19 protein-coding genes are annotated in these 17,405 nt (G+C 60.5%); 6 read left to right on the top strand and 13 right to left on the bottom strand.

Features of this window, described 5'->3' with window-relative positions; all coding sequences use genetic code 11:
- From AC3WQN_RS02285 to dadA, 7 genes are all read right to left on the bottom strand, one after another.
- The coding region (locus AC3WQN_RS02285) for an IS110 family transposase (protein WP_103398510.1) at positions 1–515 on the bottom strand (515 nt) is incomplete at its 3' end.
- A 302-nt stretch (positions 516–817) separates the two neighbouring features.
- Positions 818–2,740 (bottom strand): acetyl-CoA hydrolase/transferase C-terminal domain-containing protein, encoded by a 1,923-nt coding sequence (locus AC3WQN_RS02290; RefSeq protein WP_103398511.1) that lies wholly within the window; start codon positions 2,738–2,740, stop codon positions 818–820.
- Positions 2,741–2,873: 133 nt separating this feature from the next.
- Positions 2,874–3,287 carry a c-type cytochrome gene (locus AC3WQN_RS02295; RefSeq protein ID WP_095146323.1) on the bottom strand — a complete coding sequence of 138 codons (414 nt, stop codon included), beginning with the start codon at positions 3,285–3,287 and terminating at the stop codon, positions 2,874–2,876.
- A 182-nt stretch (positions 3,288–3,469) separates the two neighbouring features.
- The gene (locus AC3WQN_RS02300; RefSeq protein ID WP_019694258.1) at positions 3,470–4,018 is read right to left on the bottom strand and encodes a cupin domain-containing protein; all 549 of its coding nucleotides are present in this window, start codon (positions 4,016–4,018) and stop codon (positions 3,470–3,472) included.
- A 128-nt stretch (positions 4,019–4,146) separates the two neighbouring features.
- Positions 4,147–5,220, bottom strand: coding sequence for an alanine racemase (gene alr / locus AC3WQN_RS02305; protein WP_103398512.1), 1,074 nt, complete (start codon positions 5,218–5,220; stop codon positions 4,147–4,149).
- 88 nt (positions 5,221–5,308) lie between these two features.
- A complete protein-coding gene (locus AC3WQN_RS02310; RefSeq protein ID WP_095081966.1) occupies positions 5,309–5,662 on the bottom strand; it encodes a RidA family protein in 354 nt (117 codons plus the stop codon).
- Positions 5,634–6,938, bottom strand: a complete 1,305-nt coding sequence (gene dadA, locus AC3WQN_RS02315; RefSeq protein WP_103398513.1) for a D-amino acid dehydrogenase — start codon at positions 6,936–6,938, stop codon at positions 5,634–5,636. The genes AC3WQN_RS02310 and dadA overlap by 29 nt, the downstream gene beginning before the upstream one ends.
- A gap of 156 nt (positions 6,939–7,094) precedes the next feature.
- On the opposite strand from dadA, the gene AC3WQN_RS02320 reads away from it, so the two are divergent.
- Entirely contained in the window at positions 7,095–7,583 is a 489-nt protein-coding gene (locus AC3WQN_RS02320; RefSeq protein ID WP_003177284.1) for an Lrp/AsnC ligand binding domain-containing protein, read from the top strand.
- A gap of 70 nt (positions 7,584–7,653) precedes the next feature.
- On the opposite strand, the gene AC3WQN_RS02325 is transcribed toward AC3WQN_RS02320, so the two are convergent.
- Entirely contained in the window at positions 7,654–8,007 is a 354-nt protein-coding gene (locus AC3WQN_RS02325; protein WP_095081970.1) for a YkgJ family cysteine cluster protein, read from the bottom strand.
- A gap of 151 nt (positions 8,008–8,158) precedes the next feature.
- Between AC3WQN_RS02325 and AC3WQN_RS02330 the strand changes: the two genes are divergently transcribed.
- Positions 8,159–9,469: an NAD(P)/FAD-dependent oxidoreductase gene (locus AC3WQN_RS02330; RefSeq protein WP_103398514.1), complete on the top strand. Its 1,311-nt coding sequence runs from the start codon at positions 8,159–8,161 to the stop codon at positions 9,467–9,469.
- Positions 9,470–9,520: 51 nt separating this feature from the next.
- Here AC3WQN_RS02330 and AC3WQN_RS02335 read toward each other — a convergent pair whose 3' ends face one another.
- Positions 9,521–9,766 (bottom strand): DUF1127 domain-containing protein, encoded by a 246-nt coding sequence (locus AC3WQN_RS02335; protein ID WP_103398515.1) that lies wholly within the window; start codon positions 9,764–9,766, stop codon positions 9,521–9,523.
- Between the two features lie 177 nt (positions 9,767–9,943).
- Between AC3WQN_RS02335 and AC3WQN_RS02340 the strand changes: the two genes are divergently transcribed.
- A complete protein-coding gene (locus tag AC3WQN_RS02340) occupies positions 9,944–11,377 on the top strand; it encodes an aminotransferase-like domain-containing protein (RefSeq protein ID WP_103398516.1) in 1,434 nt (477 codons plus the stop codon).
- A 56-nt stretch (positions 11,378–11,433) separates the two neighbouring features.
- A complete protein-coding gene (locus AC3WQN_RS02345; RefSeq protein ID WP_178081869.1) occupies positions 11,434–12,999 on the top strand; it encodes a phospholipase D family protein in 1,566 nt (521 codons plus the stop codon).
- Here the strand turns inward: AC3WQN_RS02345 and AC3WQN_RS02350 are convergent.
- Together AC3WQN_RS02350 and AC3WQN_RS02355 are read right to left on the bottom strand one after the other, a co-directional pair.
- Positions 12,996–14,141 (bottom strand): MFS transporter, encoded by a 1,146-nt coding sequence (locus AC3WQN_RS02350; protein ID WP_103398517.1) that lies wholly within the window; start codon positions 14,139–14,141, stop codon positions 12,996–12,998. The two genes, AC3WQN_RS02345 and AC3WQN_RS02350, sit on opposite strands and share 4 nt — an antisense overlap.
- Positions 14,142–14,327: 186 nt before the next feature.
- Positions 14,328–15,821, bottom strand: coding sequence for an aldehyde dehydrogenase (locus AC3WQN_RS02355; protein WP_103398518.1), 1,494 nt, complete (start codon positions 15,819–15,821; stop codon positions 14,328–14,330).
- A gap of 236 nt (positions 15,822–16,057) precedes the next feature.
- Between AC3WQN_RS02355 and AC3WQN_RS02360 the strand changes: the two genes are divergently transcribed.
- Together AC3WQN_RS02360 and AC3WQN_RS02365 are read left to right on the top strand one after the other, a co-directional pair.
- The gene (locus AC3WQN_RS02360; RefSeq protein ID WP_103398519.1) at positions 16,058–16,420 is read left to right on the top strand and encodes a cupin domain-containing protein; all 363 of its coding nucleotides are present in this window, start codon (positions 16,058–16,060) and stop codon (positions 16,418–16,420) included.
- An 84-nt stretch (positions 16,421–16,504) separates the two neighbouring features.
- Positions 16,505–16,708: a hypothetical protein gene (locus tag AC3WQN_RS02365; RefSeq protein WP_103398520.1), complete on the top strand. Its 204-nt coding sequence runs from the start codon at positions 16,505–16,507 to the stop codon at positions 16,706–16,708.
- A 133-nt stretch (positions 16,709–16,841) separates the two neighbouring features.
- Here the strand turns inward: AC3WQN_RS02365 and rpmG are convergent, their stop codons facing one another.
- Both rpmG and rpmB read right to left on the bottom strand, forming a co-directional pair.
- A complete protein-coding gene (gene rpmG / locus AC3WQN_RS02370) occupies positions 16,842–16,997 on the bottom strand; it encodes a 50S ribosomal protein L33 (protein WP_007894709.1) in 156 nt (51 codons plus the stop codon).
- Positions 16,998–17,008: 11 nt separating this feature from the next.
- Complete coding sequence (gene rpmB / locus AC3WQN_RS02375) at positions 17,009–17,242, bottom strand: 50S ribosomal protein L28 (RefSeq protein ID WP_007975166.1); 234 nt, start codon at positions 17,240–17,242, stop codon at positions 17,009–17,011.
- Positions 17,243–17,405: the final 163 nt, after the last annotated feature.

A 17,405-nucleotide genomic window follows, 5' to 3' on the forward strand; every position in this document is an offset into this window, starting at 1 on the left:
AGTAGGTCCAACCGTTCCATCCCAGCGGCCAGACGTTTGAATGCGGCTTTCAACAGCGGTTCGTCACCCCAGCTTTGGGTGATGCTGACACGAGCCTGAACCAGCGTTGCGCGTCGACGAAGCAAACTTTGAAGCTTGAGATAAACCTTGGGTGGCGGACTCCATGGCCGCAGCTCCACCATTTCGTTCTTCAGATAGCGTGCCAGTAAACGTGCGTCACTGGCATCCGTCTTGGCTCGGCCGCCCACACCTTTACGATAGTTGCTCAGACGGAAACCATCGATGACATACACGGTATGGCCCATTGCATGAGCCAGCTCAACCGTCCATAGGTGATAGATGTTGGTGGCTTCGATGGCGATGGCGCTGTTTGCCGGTAACGTTTGCAGCCATTTCTTGAGGGCTGGTTTATCGTTTGACACGACTGACAGTTGATCGATGTCGGCTTGATAGACCACCACTTCGGCCTTGGCGACATCCACACCGACGACACAATGCGAGACACTCATTGCCATAAAGAAGGCTCCCGGTTAGGGTTTAAAGGCTTGTCGGGGCTTCACCGTTGCGCTGGCTTGCTTCTATCGTCGGTCATGGCCGATGCATTCCTTATCGGCGCTTTGGTGAAGGGGTGGGGCGAAGTCTCCCACGGTCTGTACTGGCTAGAGTCAGATGCTGGCTTTTAGTCCCACCACCCCTACAAGTCTAAACATACAAGCGGGCTTGCTCGCGAAGGCGGTTTGTCAGTCACATCGATACGGGATGTACCGCCGTATTCGCGAGCAAGCCCGCTCCCACATTAGTTAATCTCGACTAGCTGTTATTGCGCGGTGGCCTTCAGCCCCGCCAGCAGCAATCGCTGATACAAGTCCTCCTTCAGCCCTTCTGGTTTGGCTAGCTGCATCCGCGCGAGATGAGCCGGGTACTGCGACGGCTCCGGCGCGTCCAGCGCAGCCTTGCCCAATTCGAGCATCTCGGTCAGCTTGAACTTGCTCTTGAGCCAGTTCAGCGCCCGCAACAAGTCCCGCTCCTCGCTTGTGAAATCACTGCCCAGCGGATACTCCGGAAACAACTGCGAGTGTCGCGCAGCAATCGCCTGCAGGCGCTGCGCAGTGTTGTCGGTAAATCGCGGCTCAAGGCTGAAATCCTTTGGCAACTTACCGGCCTTCTGCGCCTGTTCGATCAACCTAGGCTGGAAACGCGAATCGCTGATATTCAACAGCGCCTCGATCACCTTGGCATCGGTTTTACCCCGCAGGTCGGCGATGCCGTACTCGGTGATCACGATATCGCGCAAATGCCGCGGGATGGTGCAGTGGCCGTATACCCAGACAATATTGGAGCTGACCTCGCCACCCGACTCACGCCAGCTGCGCAGGATCAGAATCGAGCGCGCCCCCTCCAGCGCATGGCCCTGGGCAACAAAGTTGTACTGCCCGCCCACGCCACTCAGCACCCGCCCATCCTCCAGCTGATCGGCCACTCCAGCCCCCATCAGCGTCACGGTGAAGGCGCTGTTGATGAAGCGCGCATCCACACGCTGCAAGCGCTTGAGCGCCTCGTGACCATACAACTCGTTGATGTAACTGATGGCGGTCATGTTGAACTCGGCAAGTTTGCCGTTGGGCAAATCACGCAGCCGCTGATAGAAACTGCGCGGCCCGAGGAAGAACCCTCCGTGCACCGAGACGCCGCCTTGCTGTGACAATTCGTCGAGGGTACCGGCGTTGGCTTGCTGTTGCAGGGCAACGCTCGGATACACCTTGCGGCGTACGATCCCGGCGTCGGACAACGCCAGCAGGCCGTTGACGAACATCTCGCTGCAACCGTAGAGCCCCTTGGCAAACGGCTCCACACCGCCTTCACGGCTGATCAGCGGCGCCCAGTAGTGGGCATCGAGGTCCGTCAGCAGCGCGCGATAACCGTCGTTGTCGGCCTGGCGCGCCAGCAACGCAGCCGTCAGGGCATCCCCCATCGAACCGATGCCGATCTGCAGGGTGCCTCCGTCGCGCACCAGGGTACTGGCGTGCAGGCCAATGCAGTGATCCTGCAAGCCCACCGGCATGTTCGGCGTGGAGAACAGCGTGCTGCCCTCCTCTTCGTCGAGCAGCAGGTCAAACGCCTCGCGCCCCAACTCCGAGTCGCCGGGCATGTACGGCAGGTCGCTGTGCACCTGGCCCACCAGCAGAATGGTTTCTCCTGCGGCCCGGCGCCTGGCGATCATCGGCAGCAGATCAAGGGTGATGTCCGGGTTGCAGCTCAGGCTCAGACGAGCCGGCTGCCGCGGATCATGCGCCACCAGTTGCGCCACCAGGTTCAAGCCCGCCGCATTGATGTCCCGGGCGGCATGGCTGTAGTTGCTGCTGACATAGTCTTGCTGCGCCGGCGCACTGTGCAGCAGGCTGCCGGGCTGCATGAAAAACTGCTCGATGTGAATGTTGGGTGGCAGCGAGTCGCGATGCAGGTCGGCGAGATAATCCAGCTCGGGATAATCGCCAAACACTCGCTCAACAAAAGGTTCCAGGAAACGCCGCTGCAACCCGTCGCCCAATGACGGGCGCCCCAGGCTCAATGCGGTATAGACCGTCAGCTGCCGTTCGGGCAGTTGGGCAATGCGTTGATAAAGTGCATTGACGAAGCGGTTGGGCTTGCCCAGCCCCAGAGGCAGGCCGAGGTGAATGTGCGTAGGCAACCGCGCGAGCACATCATCGACTGCCTGTTCGATTGAAACGGACTGCACCATCAGAGCCTCCCGACCTATCCATGAGTTGAGGTCGTTCGAGCTTGCCGGGTCTGACCCGCGATGACCAGCCTCCTGATCAAATCGCGGGCACAAAAAAGCCGCTCGAAAGCGGCTTTTTCGCTGAAGACGAGGCTTACTTCAAGCCGGACATCTTCTGGATAGCGCCTTTCAGATCAGCGTCGGAGCAATCTGCGCAGGTGCCTTTAGGGGGCATTGCGTTGATGCCGGTGATCGCTTTTGCCAGGATGCCGTCAAGGCCGCCCTGGTGATCGGCACGTGCTTTCCAGGCCGCGGTATCACCGATTTTCGGTGCGCCCAGCAGGCCCGAGCCGTGGCAAGCATTGCAGTGCTTGGCAATGATCTCGTCCGGCGTTTTCGCTCCACCGCCGCCTGCCGAAGCAGCGACTTCCATCCCTTTGCACTCTTGACCTTGCACACAGACCTGGCCGACTGGTTCAAGGCGTTTAGCAATATCGTCGGTAGTCGCAGCTTGAGCGCTGACTGCCCAAAGGGCCAATACGGTTGCTGGTGCGGCCAGCATTTTCATAATTAGGTTCACGCGTACACCCTCAATGGTGGCTAGTCACGCCCACGGCCACGGTTTCGCAGGCGGGCGCAAGTATAACGGTTAGCCCGCCACACTGAAACAACCCTAAAGTCCAAGGGGTATTAAGTAATGACGAAAAACGGCTCGGGCGGCTCGCAAAACCTCGGCGGACGCCTCTTTTCTTAAAAATTCGCGGGTGTGGCTGCGCTGATTAGTCGCGCCGGCGCATCAAACGGATTGCGGAAACGGTGTGGCTTGGTGCTTTCAAAATAGTAGCTGTCGCCAGCTTCCAGCACAAAAGTCTCCAGACCGACCACCAACTCCAGCCGTCCTTCGAGCAGGATTCCGGTTTCTTCGCCCTCATGGGTGAGCATCTCTTCCCCGGTGTCGGCACCGGGTGGATAGATCTCGTTGAGGAAGGCGATAGCGCGACTCGGATGGGCCTTGCCGACCAGTTTCATGGTCACGGCACCATCGGAGATATCAATCAGCTCGTTGGCCTTGTAGACAATCTGAGTCGGCTTTTCCTGAAGAATCTCTTCGGAAAAGAACTCGACCATGGACATGGGAATACCGCCAAGCACCTTCCTCAGCGAACTGATGGAGGGGCTGACGCTGTTTTTCTCGATCATCGAAATGGTGCTGTTGGTGACACCCGCACGCTTGGCGAGCTCACGCTGGGAAAGACCTTTCAGTTTACGGATCGATTGCAGTCGTTCACCGACGTCCAATGCATTAGCCTCCCAGGATTCAGATTGTGTGGATAGTGAACGTTATCATGGCGACAGCGTTCAGTATTTACAACACTTGAGCCTGAGTCCTGTTCGGCAAAGCGACTTCCGGTCAGCCCCGCGCCCCGTCAGTCCCCGCTATAGAGCCGTGGCACGCGACGCAGATTGCAGAATATCTGGTAAGGGATGGTGTCGGCGGCCATCGCCACATCACTGGCCAGGATGTTTTTACCCCACAATTCGACCGTCGAACCGAGGCCCGCCTGAGGCACATCGGTCAAATCGATGCACAGCATGTCCATCGACACCCGCCCCAGCAGCTGACTGCGCTGCCCGGCCACCAACACGGGCGTACCGGTAGGCGCCTGACGCGGATAACCGTCGGCATACCCCATGGCGACCACGCCAATGCGCATCGGCTTCTGGGTGATGAATCGGGCGCCATAACCCACGGGCTCGCCAGCGGGCAGTTCGCGTACGCTGATGACTTTCGATTCGAGGGTCATCACAGGCTGCAAACGTGCGGCAACCGGATTGGCCTCCTCGAAGGGTGTCGCGCCATAGAGCATGATGCCCGGGCGCACCCAATCGCTTGGCACCTGAGGCCAGCCGAGCACGGCAGGTGAATTGCGCAAGCTGACCTGCGCCGACAACCCCTGGCGCGCAGCTTCAAACACCGCGACCTGCTCTGCGGCACTGCTGCTGTTGAGCTCATCCGCGCGAGCGAAGTGGCTCATCAGCACAATCTTCGACACCTTGCCGCTGGCCAGCAGGCGCTGATACGCCACCTGGTAATCCGCCGGATGCAGGCCGACCCGGTGCATGCCCGAGTCCAGCTTGAGCCAGACCGTGATCGGCTGGCGCAGGGCGGCTTTCTCGATCGCCTCGAGTTGCCAGAGCGAATGCACCACGCACCAGAAATCATGCTCGACGATCAACGACAGCTCATCGGCTTCGAAAAAGCCTTCGAGCAGCAACACCGGCGCGCGAATGCCGGCTGCACGCAGCTCCAGGGCTTCTTCGATACAGGCAACGGCAAAACCGTCCGCCTCGGCCTCCAGGGCCTGGGCACAGCGCACCGCACCGTGGCCGTAGGCATCGGCCTTGATCACCGCGAGGGCACGAGCCCCCGTGAGCTCACGGGCCAGTTGATAGTTATGACGCAGGGCTTGTAGATCGATCAGGGCACGGGCAGGACGCATGGCGGCAGACTTCTAGGCGGTCTCGAGAGGAAAAAAACCGGCGCTGACTGGCGGCGTGAACCACCAATAGCACCGGGAGAGGGATCGTTCAAGGCAGAGCGGCCACGACCGACAGCTCGACCAGAATTTCCGGTTCGCACAGTTTGGCTTCAACCGTTGCCCGTGCCGGCGCAACGTTCTTCGGCAGCCAGGTGTCCCAGACACTGTTCATGCCCTGGAAATCGGCATCAATGTCTTTCAGGTAAATCGTCACCGACAGCAACCGGGTCTTGTCGGTCCCCGCCAGGTCCAGCAAACGCTCGATGTTGGCGAGGGTTTCGCGAGTCTGCTGTTCAATCCCGGCGCTCATATCATCGCCGACCTGCCCTGCCAGATACACGGTGCCGCTGTGAACCACGATCTGGCTCAAACGCTCATTGGTGAGCTGGCGCTGGATTGCCATGTTTTGCGGACTCCTGGGGGGTGTTGCCATAACGGGAAATATCGAGGCCTTCAGCGCTGATCTGCGGCGTTTTCTTCGCCATCAGGTCAGCCAGCAAGCGGCCGGAGCCACACGCCATGGTCCAGCCGAGCGTGCCGTGACCCGTGTTCAGGAACAGGTTCTTGAACGGGGTAGCACCGACAATCGGCGTGCCGTCCGGCGTGGTCGGACGCAAACCGGTCCAGAAACTGGCCTGGGCCAGATCGCCGCCCTGAGGATAAAGATCGTTGACGATCATCTCCAGCGTTTCGCGTCGACGCGGGTTCAGCGACAGGTCAAAACCGGCTATTTCAGCCATGCCGCCCACACGAATACGGTTGTCGAAACGGGTGATCGCGACCTTGTAGGTCTCGTCGAGGATGGTCGAAGTCGGAGCCATCGCCGGGTTGGTGATCGGCACGGTCAGCGAGTAACCCTTGAGCGGATAAACCGGGGCCTTGATGCCCAGCGGCTTGAGCAGCTGCGGCGAGTAACTGCCGAGCGCCAGGACGTAACGGTCCGCGGTTTCCAGCTTGCCGTCGATCATCACGCCATTGATCCGGTCGCCGGCGTAGTCGAGGCGTTGAATGTCCTGGCCGAAACGGAACTCCACACCCAGTTGCATGGCCATTTCAGCCAGGCGCGTGGTGAAGATCTGGCAGTCGCCGGTCTGGTCGTTCGGCAGACGCAGGGCGCCGGCGAGAATGTCGGTCACGCTGGCCAGGGCCGGTTCGACGCGGGCAATGCCGGCGCGGTCGAGCAGCTCGAACGGAACGCCGGACTCCTTGAGCACAGCGATGTCTTTAGCGGCGCCATCGAGCTGTGCCTGGGTGCGGAACAGTTGGGTCGTGCCCAGGCTGCGGCCTTCATAGGCAATACCGGTTTCCGCGCGCAATTCGTCGAGGCAGTCACGGCTGTACTCGGACAGGCGGACCATGCGCTCCTTGTTCACCGCGTAACGGCTGGCGGTGCAGTTGCGCAGCATCTGCGCCATCCAGAGGTATTGGTCGATATCGGCGGTGGCCTTGATCGCCAGCGGTGCGTGACGCTGCAGCAGCCATTTGATGGCCTTGAGCGGCACACCCGGCGCAGCCCATGGCGATGCGTAGCCCGGCGAGACCTGCCCGGCGTTGGCGAAACTGGTTTCCATGGCAGCGGCCGGTTGACGGTCCACGACCGTCACTTCAAAGCCGGCCCGAGCCAGATAGTAGGCACTGGCGGTACCGATAACGCCGCTACCCAAGACCAGAACGCGCATTTTTTATCCCTCATCGCGGCTTGTCGCCGACGTTTGTTGTGTGCAAGCAATGATGAGCGCAGTGTAAAAAACATTTGCCAGTGCTTTTCACTATATAAGTGCCTATATTTGGCGACAATTCTCGGCAAAATAGCTTTTGACGGAGGCGCATCCCCTATGCGGACCAACACTCAGACCAAACGTGAACTGGACAAGATCGACCGGAACATCCTGCGCATCCTGCAAGCCGATGGGCGAATCTCGTTCACCGAACTCGGGGAAAAGGTCGGACTGTCGACCACGCCCTGCACGGAGCGGGTGCGCCGCCTGGAGCGCGAAGGGATCATCATGGGCTACAACGCCCGGCTCAACCCGCAGCACCTTAAGGGTAGCCTGCTGGTGTTCGTCGAAATCAGCCTCGACTACAAATCCGGCGATACCTTTGAAGAGTTCCGACGCGCGGTGCTGAAACTGCCTCATGTGCTGGAATGCCACCTGGTCTCAGGGGATTTCGACTATCTGGTGAAGGCGCGGATTTCCGAAATGGCCTCGTACCGCAAACTGCTGGGCGACATCCTGCTCAAGCTGCCCCACGTGCGCGAGTCCAAGAGCTATATCGTGATGGAAGAAGTGAAAGAGAGCCTGAGCTTGCCGATTCCGGATTGAGCCCGGATCATCACACCAACACCTGCCGAGTGCTTTGCTCGTTCCCACGCTCTGCGTGGGAGCGCTCACATCACACGAGAACCTGCCGCGTGCTGGCCATGTACGCGTGAATCTGTTTCTCGACCCGTGGATGAATCAACTCCACGGGGCCGCGACCATTGGGGCATGGCAAGGTGGGCGTGGTGCCGAACAGGCGACAGATCAGTGGCCGCTCTTCGTACACGGTGCAACCGTCGGGCCCCAGGTGCACGCAGTTCAATTCATCCATCGCCGCATCCTGCTCGGCGCGGGTCTTGCGCGGCAGGCGGGACATTTCTTCCGGCGAAGTCGTCACCGGCCCACAGCAGTCGTGGCAACCGGGGACGCACTCGAACGAAGGGATCTGCTGCCGGAGTGTGCGAACGGTCTGGCGGTTGCAGCTCATCGAAATGAATACCGGAGAAAGTGAACGGGGCGCAATTTTGCCCTAAAAGCCTGACACCAGACAGCACTGGCCGACCAGTGTTGCCCGCGCCGAAAGGTCCGGCTTATGCTCCGTAAAATTTACTCAACACCGAAAACTCAGGATCACCCCCATGCACGCCCGCGTTCAGCAACCTGTTCCGAGCAACCACACCGCCTCCTATTACGCCGCCAGCAGCCTGCCGCAGCCTGATCACCCAGTGCTCCAGGGCCAGTTGTTGGCTGACGTGTGCGTGGTAGGCGGCGGTTTTTCCGGTCTGAACACCGCCATCGAGCTGGCCGAGCGCGGCCTCAGCGTGGTGCTGCTCGAGGCCCACAAGATCGGCTGGGGGGCCAGCGGACGCAACGGCGGGCAGCTGATTCGCGGCGTCGGCCATGGCCTGGACCAATTCACTGACGTGATCGGCGCAGACGGCGTTCGCCAGATGAAACTCATGGGCCTGGAAGCGGTGGAGATCGTCCGTCGGCGGGTCGAACAGTTTCAGATTGCCTGCGACCTGACCTGGGGTTACTGCGACCTGGCCAATAAACCGCGAGACCTTGAAGGCTTTGCCGAGGACGCGGCCGAACTGCGTAGCCTCGGCTATCGCTATGAGACCCGACTGCTGCAAGCCCATGAAATGCACAGTGTGGTCGGCTCCGACCGCTATGTCGGCGGCTTGATCGACATGGGCTCCGGACACCTGCACCCGCTGAACCTGGCCTTGGGTGAAGCGGCAGCGGCGCAGCAACTGGGGGTGAAACTGTTCGAACACTCGGTCGTGACCCGCATCGACTATGGCAATGAGGTCCAGGTCCACACGGCACAAGGGTCGGTGCGCGCCAAGACGCTGGTGCTGGGCTGCAACGCCTACCTCAATGACCTGAACCTGGAACTCAGCGGCAAAGTGCTGGCCGCCGGCAGCTACATCATTGCCACCGAACCCTTGAGCGAAGCCCAGGCGCATGCCCTGCTGCCGCAGAACATGGCGGTCTGCGACCAGCGCGTGGCGTTGGACTACTACCGTCTCTCGGCCGATCGACGCTTGCTGTTTGGCGGGGCCTGCCACTATTCAGGCCGCGATCCTTCGGACATCGGCGCTTATATGCGGCCGAAGATGCTTGAGGTGTTCCCGCAACTGGGTGGGGTAAGGATCGACTATCAGTGGGGCGGGATGATCGGCATCGGTGCCAACCGCCTGCCACAGATCGGCCGGCTCAAAGACCAGCCGAATGTGTATTACGCCCAGGCGTACTCAGGCCATGGCGTCAACGCCACCCACCTGGCCGGCAAGCTGCTAGCCGAAGCCATCAGTGGCCAGCAGGGCGGAGGGTTTGACCTGTTCGCCAAGGTGCCACATATCACCTTCCCCGGCGGCAAACACTTGCGCTCGCCGTTGTTGGCGCTGGGGATGTTGTGGCACCGGCTTAAAGAGCTGGTCTGATGCTGATTTGATCGTTCCCACGCACGCGGGAACGATCACACACGACAACACTTACAACCGCCAGAACGGCTTCAACCCCTCCGCCCGCGCCTGTTCACGGCTCAAGCCCACATCGCGCAACTGCTGCGCCGAGAGTTCCAGCAACGCCTTGCGCGTGTGCAGACGATGCCAGAACAGGCCCCAGCGCCCCAGGCAGGACGGCGCATTGCGGGCGCGGGCCTCACGCATGCCCTGTTCCTGCCCTGCCGCCAGTTCCTGACTGTGTAACGTCAGCCGCACATCGCTCAAGCCGTTCATTTTCAATGCTCCTGTTTACTTGGGTAGCCAGAGATTCCATGATGCGCGGGCAAGCAAAACCATTACAGATTCAATGAATATGTATTACCTCCATACAGATTTTCTGTTTTAGCGACTGAATCCTGTATTTTTGCCCCATCTGTACTGATCCCCGTATCTCTTCACCGAGGCTGCACCATGACGCTTTACGTCAACCTCGCCGAATTGCTCGGCACACGCATCGAGCAGGGCTTCTATCGCCCCGGTGACCGACTGCCGTCGGTACGGGCATTGAGTGTTGAGCACGGGGTCAGCCTGAGCACGGTGCAACAGGCTTACCGGGTGCTGGAAGACAGCGGGCTGGCGCGACCGAAACCGAAATCCGGCTACTTCGTCCCGGTCGGGCGCGAGCTGCCGGAGCTGCCAGTGGTTGGCCGCCCGGCCCAACGCCCGGTCGACATTTCCCAGTGGGACCTGGTGCTGGAACTGATCCGCGCCGTGCCACGCAAGGACGTCGTGCAACTGGGCCGTGGCATGCCGGACATCACCACGCCAACCATCAAGCCCCTGCTGCGCAGCCTGGCCCGGATCAGCCGACGGCAAGACATGCCTGGCCTGTACTACGACAACATCTACGGCACACTGGAACTGCGTGAGCAGATCGCGCGCCTGATGCTCGACTCCGGCAGCCAATTGAGCGCCAGCGACCTGGTGGTCACCACCGGCTGCCACGAAGCGCTCTCCACCAGCATTCGCGCCATCTGCGAACCGGGGGACATCGTCGCCGTGGACTCGCCAAGCTTTCACGGTGCCATGCAGACACTCAAGGGACTGGGCATGAAAGCCCTGGAGATTCCCACCGACCCGCTTACCGGGATCAGTCTCGATGCGCTGGAACTGGCCCTGGAGCAATGGCCGATCAAGGCCATACAGTTGACCCCCAACTGCAACAACCCCTTGGGCTACATCATGCCGGAGTCGCGAAAACGCGCGTTGTTGACGCTCGCACAGCGGTTTGACGTGGCCATCATCGAAGACGATGTGTATGGCGAGCTGGCCTACACATACCCGCGACCACGCACCATCAAGTCGTTCGACGAAGACGGTCGCGTCCTGCTCTGCAGTTCGTTCTCCAAGACCCTGGCGCCCGGGCTGCGCATCGGTTGGGTCGCACCGGGCCGGTATCTGGAACGGGTGCTGCACATGAAATACATCAGCACCGGCTCGACCGCGGCACAACCCCAGATCGCCATTGCGGAGTTCTTGAAAGGCGGCCACTTCGAGCCTCATTTGCGGCGGATGCGCACCCAATACCAACGCAATCGTGACCTGATGCTTGATTGGGTCAGCCGCTACTTCCCGTCCGGCACCCGCGCCAGCCGTCCGCAAGGCAGCTTTATGCTGTGGGTCGAACTGCCGGAAGGCTTCGACACCCTGAAGCTCAATCGCGCACTCCTCGACCAGGGCGTACAGATTGCCGTGGGCAGTATCTTTTCCGCCTCGGGCAAGTACCGCAATTGCCTGCGCATGAACTACTCGGCCAAGCCTACGCCACAGATTGAAGAGGCGGTGCGCAAGGTCGGGGCTGCAGCAATCAAGTTGCTGGCCGAGAGTCCCTGCACGGACACCTGAGTAGCGCCAATGCCGTGCCATACTCCGAGCCTGGCCCTCTTGCAGGAACAACCGACTTGCGCCCCAGACCTGTCCTGCTCCTTGTGTTGCTCCTCACGCTGATGAGTGGCTGCGCCTCGCTCGACGTGGCACGCGAGCCGAGCCAGGCATTGCCAGCGAGCGAGTCCTCGTTTGGCCGCTTGATCCAGGCCCAGGCAGCCGCGTATCAAGGGCGCTCCGGTTTCCGCCTGCTGTCGGACAGCGGCGAAGCCTTCAGCGCACGCGCCGAACTGATCCGCCAGGCCCAGCGTAGCCTCGACCTGCAGTACTACATCGTCCACGACGGCATCAGCACACGACTGCTGGTGAACGAGTTACTCAAGGCGGCTGATCGTGGCGTGCGCATTCGTGTTCTGCTCGACGACACCACCAGCGACGGCCTGGACCAGACCATCGCCACACTGGCCGCTCACCCGCAAATACAGATTCGCCTGTTCAATCCGTTGCATTTGGGCCGCAGCACCGGGGTGACGCGAACCATGGGCCGGCTGTTCAACCTGTCGCGGCAACACCGGCGCATGCACAACAAGCTGTGGCTGGCGGACAACAGCGCCGCCATCGTCGGCGGCCGCAACCTGGGGGACGAGTACTTCGATGCCAAGCCCAACCTGAATTTCACCGACATCGACCTGCTGGGCATCGGACCGGTCGCCGAACAACTGGGGCACAGCTTCGACCAGTACTGGAACAGCGCCCTGAGCAAACCCATCGACGGGTTTGTCGCCAGCAAGCCCACCACCAAGGATCTGGCCGACACCCGCTCAAGACTGCAGGCATCCCTGGACGAAAGCCGCCGACAGAACCACGCGCTGTACCAGCAACTGAAGACCTACCAGACCGACCCGCGCCTGGACGCCTGGCGAACCGAGTTGACCTGGGCCTGGAACCAGGCGTTATGGGATGCGCCGAGCAAGGTGCTGGCCAAGGGCGAACCGGACCCGCAACTGTTGCTGACCACCCAGCTGGCGCCCGAACTGCAGGGGGTCAGCAAAGAGCTGGTAATGATCTCGGCCTATTTCGTCCCCGGCCCTCCCGGGCTGGTCTACCTGACAGGCCGCGCCGATGCCGGGGTATCGGTGAGCTTGTTGACTAACTCGCTGGAGGCGACCGATGTGCCGGCGGTACACGGCGGCTACGCGCCCTACCGCAAGGCGTTGCTGGAGCACGACGTGCAGCTGTTCGAACTGCGCCGACAACCCGATGAAGGTGATGGCAGCGGTCCAGAGTTCTTCCGCAGCGCCTCTTACCGTGGCTCCGATTCCAGCCTGCACAGCAAGGCAATCGTCTTTGACCGGCAGAAATCGTTCATTGGCTCATTCAACTTCGATCCACGCTCGGTGCTCTGGAATACCGAAGTCGGCGTGCTGGTGGACAGCCCGGAACTCGCCGGGCGTGTACGCGAACTGGCCTTGCAGGGCATGGCGCCGACCCTGAGTTACCAGGCTCGGCTGGAGAACGGTCAGGTGGTATGGGTGACCGAAGACAATGGCCAACTGCACACTCTCACCCGCGAGCCGGGGAACTGGTGGCGGCGCTTCAATGCCTGGTTCAGCAACACCGTTGGCCTGGAGCGCATGCTCTAGGCCGGCTCGACCACCTCACCAAAAGCCCCCTGGCGCAGCAACAGGACGATCAACCCGAACGCCCCCGCCGCCATCAGCCACGGCAAGGCGTGCCCACTGATCCATTGGCTGCCGGCGCCTGCGGCGAGCGGACCGATCAGGCAGCCGATCCCCCACAGTTGCGCGATGTGGGCGTTGGCTCGCACCAACGCATCATCGCGATAACGTTCGCCGATCAGAATCAGCGACAGAGTGAACAAGCCACCGGCACTGGCCCCAAACAGCACCCACAACGGCCAGATCAGCAAGGTGTCGATCAACAACGGGATCGCCAGGCTCGACAGCAACAGAGTTACCGCACAGCCGGCAAACAATGTGCGCCGGGATACCCGATCCGCCAACGCGCCGATTGGTAGCTGCAACAAGGCATCGCCGACCACCACGGTGCTGACCATCGCCAAGGCGATTTCAGCGGTGAATCCCTGTCGTAGGCAGTACACCGGCAACAAGGTCAGAATCATCGCCTCGAAGGCCGCGAACAACGACACCGCCCAGGCAATCGCCGGCAAGCCACGGCAGAAACCCAGCAGGTCGCTGAACGTGACACTGCAGGCTTCGCTGCTGGGCGCCCCGCTACGCCCCAGCAGCAACAGCGGCGACACCACCAGCAAGGCAACGCCCACCCAGAACCCGAAATCGTTCTCCGTGCCCAGCATGCCCAGCAAGACTGGCCCGGACAGTTGGCTCAAGGCATAACTGCTGCCGTACAGCGCCACCAATCGACCACGCCACTGCTCCACCACCAACTGGTTGATCCAGCTCTCGCCCAGGATGAATACGATGGTCAGGATGACCCCGATCATCAGCCGCAACACCAGCCAGACCGTGTAACTGGGCATCAACGCCAGCAGACCGATAGACACCGCGCCGGCCCACAGGCACAGACGCATCAGATTCGCCGTCCCCAGGCGCGCCGCCAGGTGGCTGGACACCTTGGCACCGAGCAGCACGCCAATCGCCGGCATCGCCGCCATCACACCGATGGCAAATGAGCCGTAGCCCCAGCTTTCAAGGCGCAACGACACCAGCGGCATGCTGACACCCAGGGCCAGGCCGACACTCAGGACAGATGCCAACACGGCGAAATAAGTCGCCCAACGCATTTTCCACGCTCCTGTGGATTGTCATTTTTCCAGACTGAACACAAAGCAATGTGGGAGCGGGCTTGCTCGCGAAGAGGTCATCACATCCAACATCAATGTTGGCTGTTACACCGCCTACGCGAGCAAGCCCGCTCCCACAGGAATCTGTGTTGCATTGAGCCCCGGCGAACCGGGGCCCGTCATCGCTTACAGCTTGATCCAGGTCGCCTTCAGCTCGGTGTACTTGTCGAATGCGTGCAGCGACTTGTCACGGCCGTTGCCCGACTGCTTGAAGCCACCAAAGGGAGCGGTCATGTCGCCACCATCGTACTGGTTGATCCACACGCTACCGGCACGCAGCGCCTTGGCCGTCAGGTGCGCCTTGGAAATGTCCTGGGTCCACACTGCGGCAGCCAGGCCATAAGGCGTATCGTTGGCAATCCGAATGGCTTCTTCGGCGCTGTCGAAGGTAATCACCGACAGCACCGGGCCGAAGATCTCTTCCTGAGCGATCTTCATCCCATTGCTCACACCGTCGAAAATCGTTGGCTCTACATAAGTGCCACCGGTCTCCTGAAGGATGCGCTTGCCGCCCGCAACCAGCTTGGCACCGTCGGCATGGCCCGCTTCGATATAGGACAGCACGGTATTCATTTGCTGGGTATCGACCAGCGCACCGACGTTGGTGACCGGATCCAGCGGGTTGCCCGGCTTCCAGGCTTTCAGGGCCTCGATCACCAGTGGCAGGAAGCGGTCCTTGATCGAGCGTTCCACCAGGAGACGGGAGCCGGCTGTGCAGACCTCGCCCTGATTGAATGCAATGGCACTGGCAGCGGATTCAGCCGCCGCTTGCAGGTCCGGCGCATCGGCGAACACGATGTTCGGGCTCTTGCCGCCGGCTTCGAGCCAGACGCGCTTCATGTTCGACTCGCCGGAGTAGATCATCAACTGCTTGGCGATCTTGGTCGAGCCCGTGAACACCAGGGTGTCGACGTCCATGTGCAGGGCCAGTGCCTTGCCAACCGTGTGACCATACCCTGGCAGTACGTTCAGCACGCCTTTGGGGATACCGGCTTCAACGGCCAACGCTGCGATACGGATGGCGGTCAGCGGAGATTTTTCGGACGGCTTGAGGATCACCGAGTTACCGGTGGACAGCGCCGGACCCAGCTTCCAGCAGGCCATCATCAGCGGGAAGTTCCACGGCACGATGGCGCTGACCACACCCACCGGCTCACGGGTCACCAGACCCAGTTGGTCATGAGGGGTCGCAGCCACTTCGTCGTAGATCTTGTCGATGGCTTCGCCGCTCCAGCTCAGCGCTTGAGCCGCGCCCGGAACGTCGATGTACAGGGAGTCGCTGATCGGCTTGCCCATGTCCAGTGTTTCAAGCAACGCCAGCTCTTCGGCATGCTGCTTGAGCAGGCCGGCGAAACGGATCATGGTGGATTTGCGCTTGGCCGGGGCCAGGCGCGACCAGACGCCCGAATTGAAGGTGGCGCGGGCGTTTTCCACAGCGCGCTGGGCGTCGGCGGCGTCACAGCTGGCGATCTTGCCCAGCAGGCGGCCATCGACCGGGCTGATGCACTCGAAGGTCTCGCCGGAGACCGCGTGGGTGTATTCGCCATTGATATAGGCGCGGCCTTCAATGTTCAGGTCGCGGGCACGTTGTTCCCAGTCGGCACGAGTCAGGGTGGTCATACGAGTGTCCTCCTCTTATTGAATACGAGCGCCACGCGGCTACGCAGGCACTGTCAGGAATTGGGCCCGGCCAGCCGTCAAATCGGCCCTGGGCACCCACCACCCTAAACCAGCCACACCACTAGTTTCAATATATTTGACACAAGGCCGGCAAACGGCCTTGCGATGTTCATTTTAATAAACATAGACTCGGGGCTTTTCAACCACTCGCGTCGCAATCACGGGGGATTACAACAATGAGCATCCAGGACATCGTCGACTTCAGCCAGGCCACCACCGCCGCCGAGCGTTATCGCCCGGAGGCCGCCAAAGTGCTCAAGGGCGACCCGGAGCAAACCGTCTACAACCACTACAACAGCCCCTGCGGCCAGCTCAACGCCGGCGTCTGGGAAGGCGAAGTCGGACAGTGGACCGTGAACTTCACCGAACACGAATACTGCGAAATCGTGCAGGGCGTCTCGGTACTGCGTGACAACGACGGTAACGCCAAGACCCTGCGCACCGGCGACCGCTTCGTCATTCCGGCCGGATTCAAAGGCACCTGGGAGGTGCTGGAGACGTGTCGCAAGATCTACGTGGCGTTCGAACAGAAGCCATAACTATGTACCGCATAGGGCGATAAACGCAGGAGGAGGATCGAACTGTCCATCCGGACATTTCACTCAATCAAAGGATTAAAGAACATGACCAATGATGAAGTCCTCCAACAGCTTCAACACCTGATCGGCAGCCGGTACGTAGCCACCGTCAAAGCCTATATCAGCGAACTGACCGGCCGCGCGCGCGTGGTCGGCATCAACGATATTTCCACGAAAGAGCTGGATCCCGATCGTATCCGCCTTCTTGGCGATGATGCAGGTGCCATCCGATCTGTCAGCTTTGGCTGACCTCTCGCCAGATCAATAGTCAGTCGCTGTCTAGTCCTGAAACAGGTGTAAACCTTATTCCGGACGGAACAAGCACAACAAAAAAGGCCCGTATCTCGCGATACGGGCCTTTTTCTCAAGAGGGAAAAATCAATTACTTGATTTTGCCTTCTTTGTAGATCACGTGCTTACGAACAACCGGATCAAATTTCTTGATCTCGATTTTGTCCGGAGTAGTACGCTTGTTCTTGTCGGTAGTGTAGAAGTGACCAGTACCGGCGCTCGAAATCAAACGAATCAATTCACGCATGATTAGCTCCCTTAAACCTTGCCATCGCGGCGAAGTTCGGCCAGCACGACAGTGATGCCACGCTTGTCGATGATACGCATGCCTTTGGCAGATACGCGCAGACGCACAAAACGTTTCTCTTCTTCAACCCAGAAGCGGTGATGCTGCAGGTTCGGCAGGAAACGACGACGGGTTTTGTTGTTTGCGTGGGAAATGTTATTCCCAGTCACCGGACCCTTACCGGTAACTTGACAGACTCTAGACATGCCTCAGCCCTCTAAAACCACATGCCCAACCCGGCATGGGTTGGCCGCTTAATCTCTCAGTCATTTGGCGCCAGGCGCCGCGTTTCTTTAAGGGTCTTACCGGCTACACCTACAGTGAAGGAACCGGGCCCCTAGAAAAGAGCGCTGCTTTATACCAGAAAGA

Source organism: Pseudomonas sp. FW300-N1A1 (genome assembly GCF_058789115.1).

What these genes read in the sequence shown, in the direction of transcription:
- AC3WQN_RS02290 (WP_103398511.1), bottom strand. Translation starts at nt 2,740, where the DNA reads ATGGTGCAGTCCGTTTCAATCGAACAGGCAGTCGATGATGTGCTCGCG.
- AC3WQN_RS02295 (WP_095146323.1), bottom strand. Translation starts at nt 3,287, where the DNA reads ATGAAAATGCTGGCCGCACCAGCAACCGTATTGGCCCTTTGGGCAGTC.
- alr (WP_103398512.1), bottom strand. Translation starts at nt 5,220, where the DNA reads ATGCGTCCTGCCCGTGCCCTGATCGATCTACAAGCCCTGCGTCATAAC.
- AC3WQN_RS02310 (WP_095081966.1), bottom strand. Translation starts at nt 5,662, where the DNA reads ATGGCAATCCAGCGCCAGCTCACCAATGAGCGTTTGAGCCAGATCGTG.
- dadA (WP_103398513.1), bottom strand. Translation starts at nt 6,938, where the DNA reads ATGCGCGTTCTGGTCTTGGGTAGCGGCGTTATCGGTACCGCCAGTGCC.
- AC3WQN_RS02320 (WP_003177284.1), top strand. Translation starts at nt 7,095, where the DNA reads ATGCGGACCAACACTCAGACCAAACGTGAACTGGACAAGATCGACCGG.
- AC3WQN_RS02325 (WP_095081970.1), bottom strand. Translation starts at nt 8,007, where the DNA reads ATGAGCTGCAACCGCCAGACCGTTCGCACACTCCGGCAGCAGATCCCT.
- AC3WQN_RS02330 (WP_103398514.1), top strand. Translation starts at nt 8,159, where the DNA reads ATGCACGCCCGCGTTCAGCAACCTGTTCCGAGCAACCACACCGCCTCC.
- AC3WQN_RS02335 (WP_103398515.1), bottom strand. Translation starts at nt 9,766, where the DNA reads ATGAACGGCTTGAGCGATGTGCGGCTGACGTTACACAGTCAGGAACTG.
- AC3WQN_RS02340 (WP_103398516.1), top strand. Translation starts at nt 9,944, where the DNA reads ATGACGCTTTACGTCAACCTCGCCGAATTGCTCGGCACACGCATCGAG.
- AC3WQN_RS02350 (WP_103398517.1), bottom strand. Translation starts at nt 14,141, where the DNA reads ATGCGTTGGGCGACTTATTTCGCCGTGTTGGCATCTGTCCTGAGTGTC.
- AC3WQN_RS02355 (WP_103398518.1), bottom strand. Translation starts at nt 15,821, where the DNA reads ATGACCACCCTGACTCGTGCCGACTGGGAACAACGTGCCCGCGACCTG.
- AC3WQN_RS02360 (WP_103398519.1), top strand. Translation starts at nt 16,058, where the DNA reads ATGAGCATCCAGGACATCGTCGACTTCAGCCAGGCCACCACCGCCGCC.
- AC3WQN_RS02365 (WP_103398520.1), top strand. Translation starts at nt 16,505, where the DNA reads ATGACCAATGATGAAGTCCTCCAACAGCTTCAACACCTGATCGGCAGC.
- rpmG (WP_007894709.1), bottom strand. Translation starts at nt 16,997, where the DNA reads ATGCGTGAATTGATTCGTTTGATTTCGAGCGCCGGTACTGGTCACTTC.
- rpmB (WP_007975166.1), bottom strand. Translation starts at nt 17,242, where the DNA reads ATGTCTAGAGTCTGTCAAGTTACCGGTAAGGGTCCGGTGACTGGGAAT.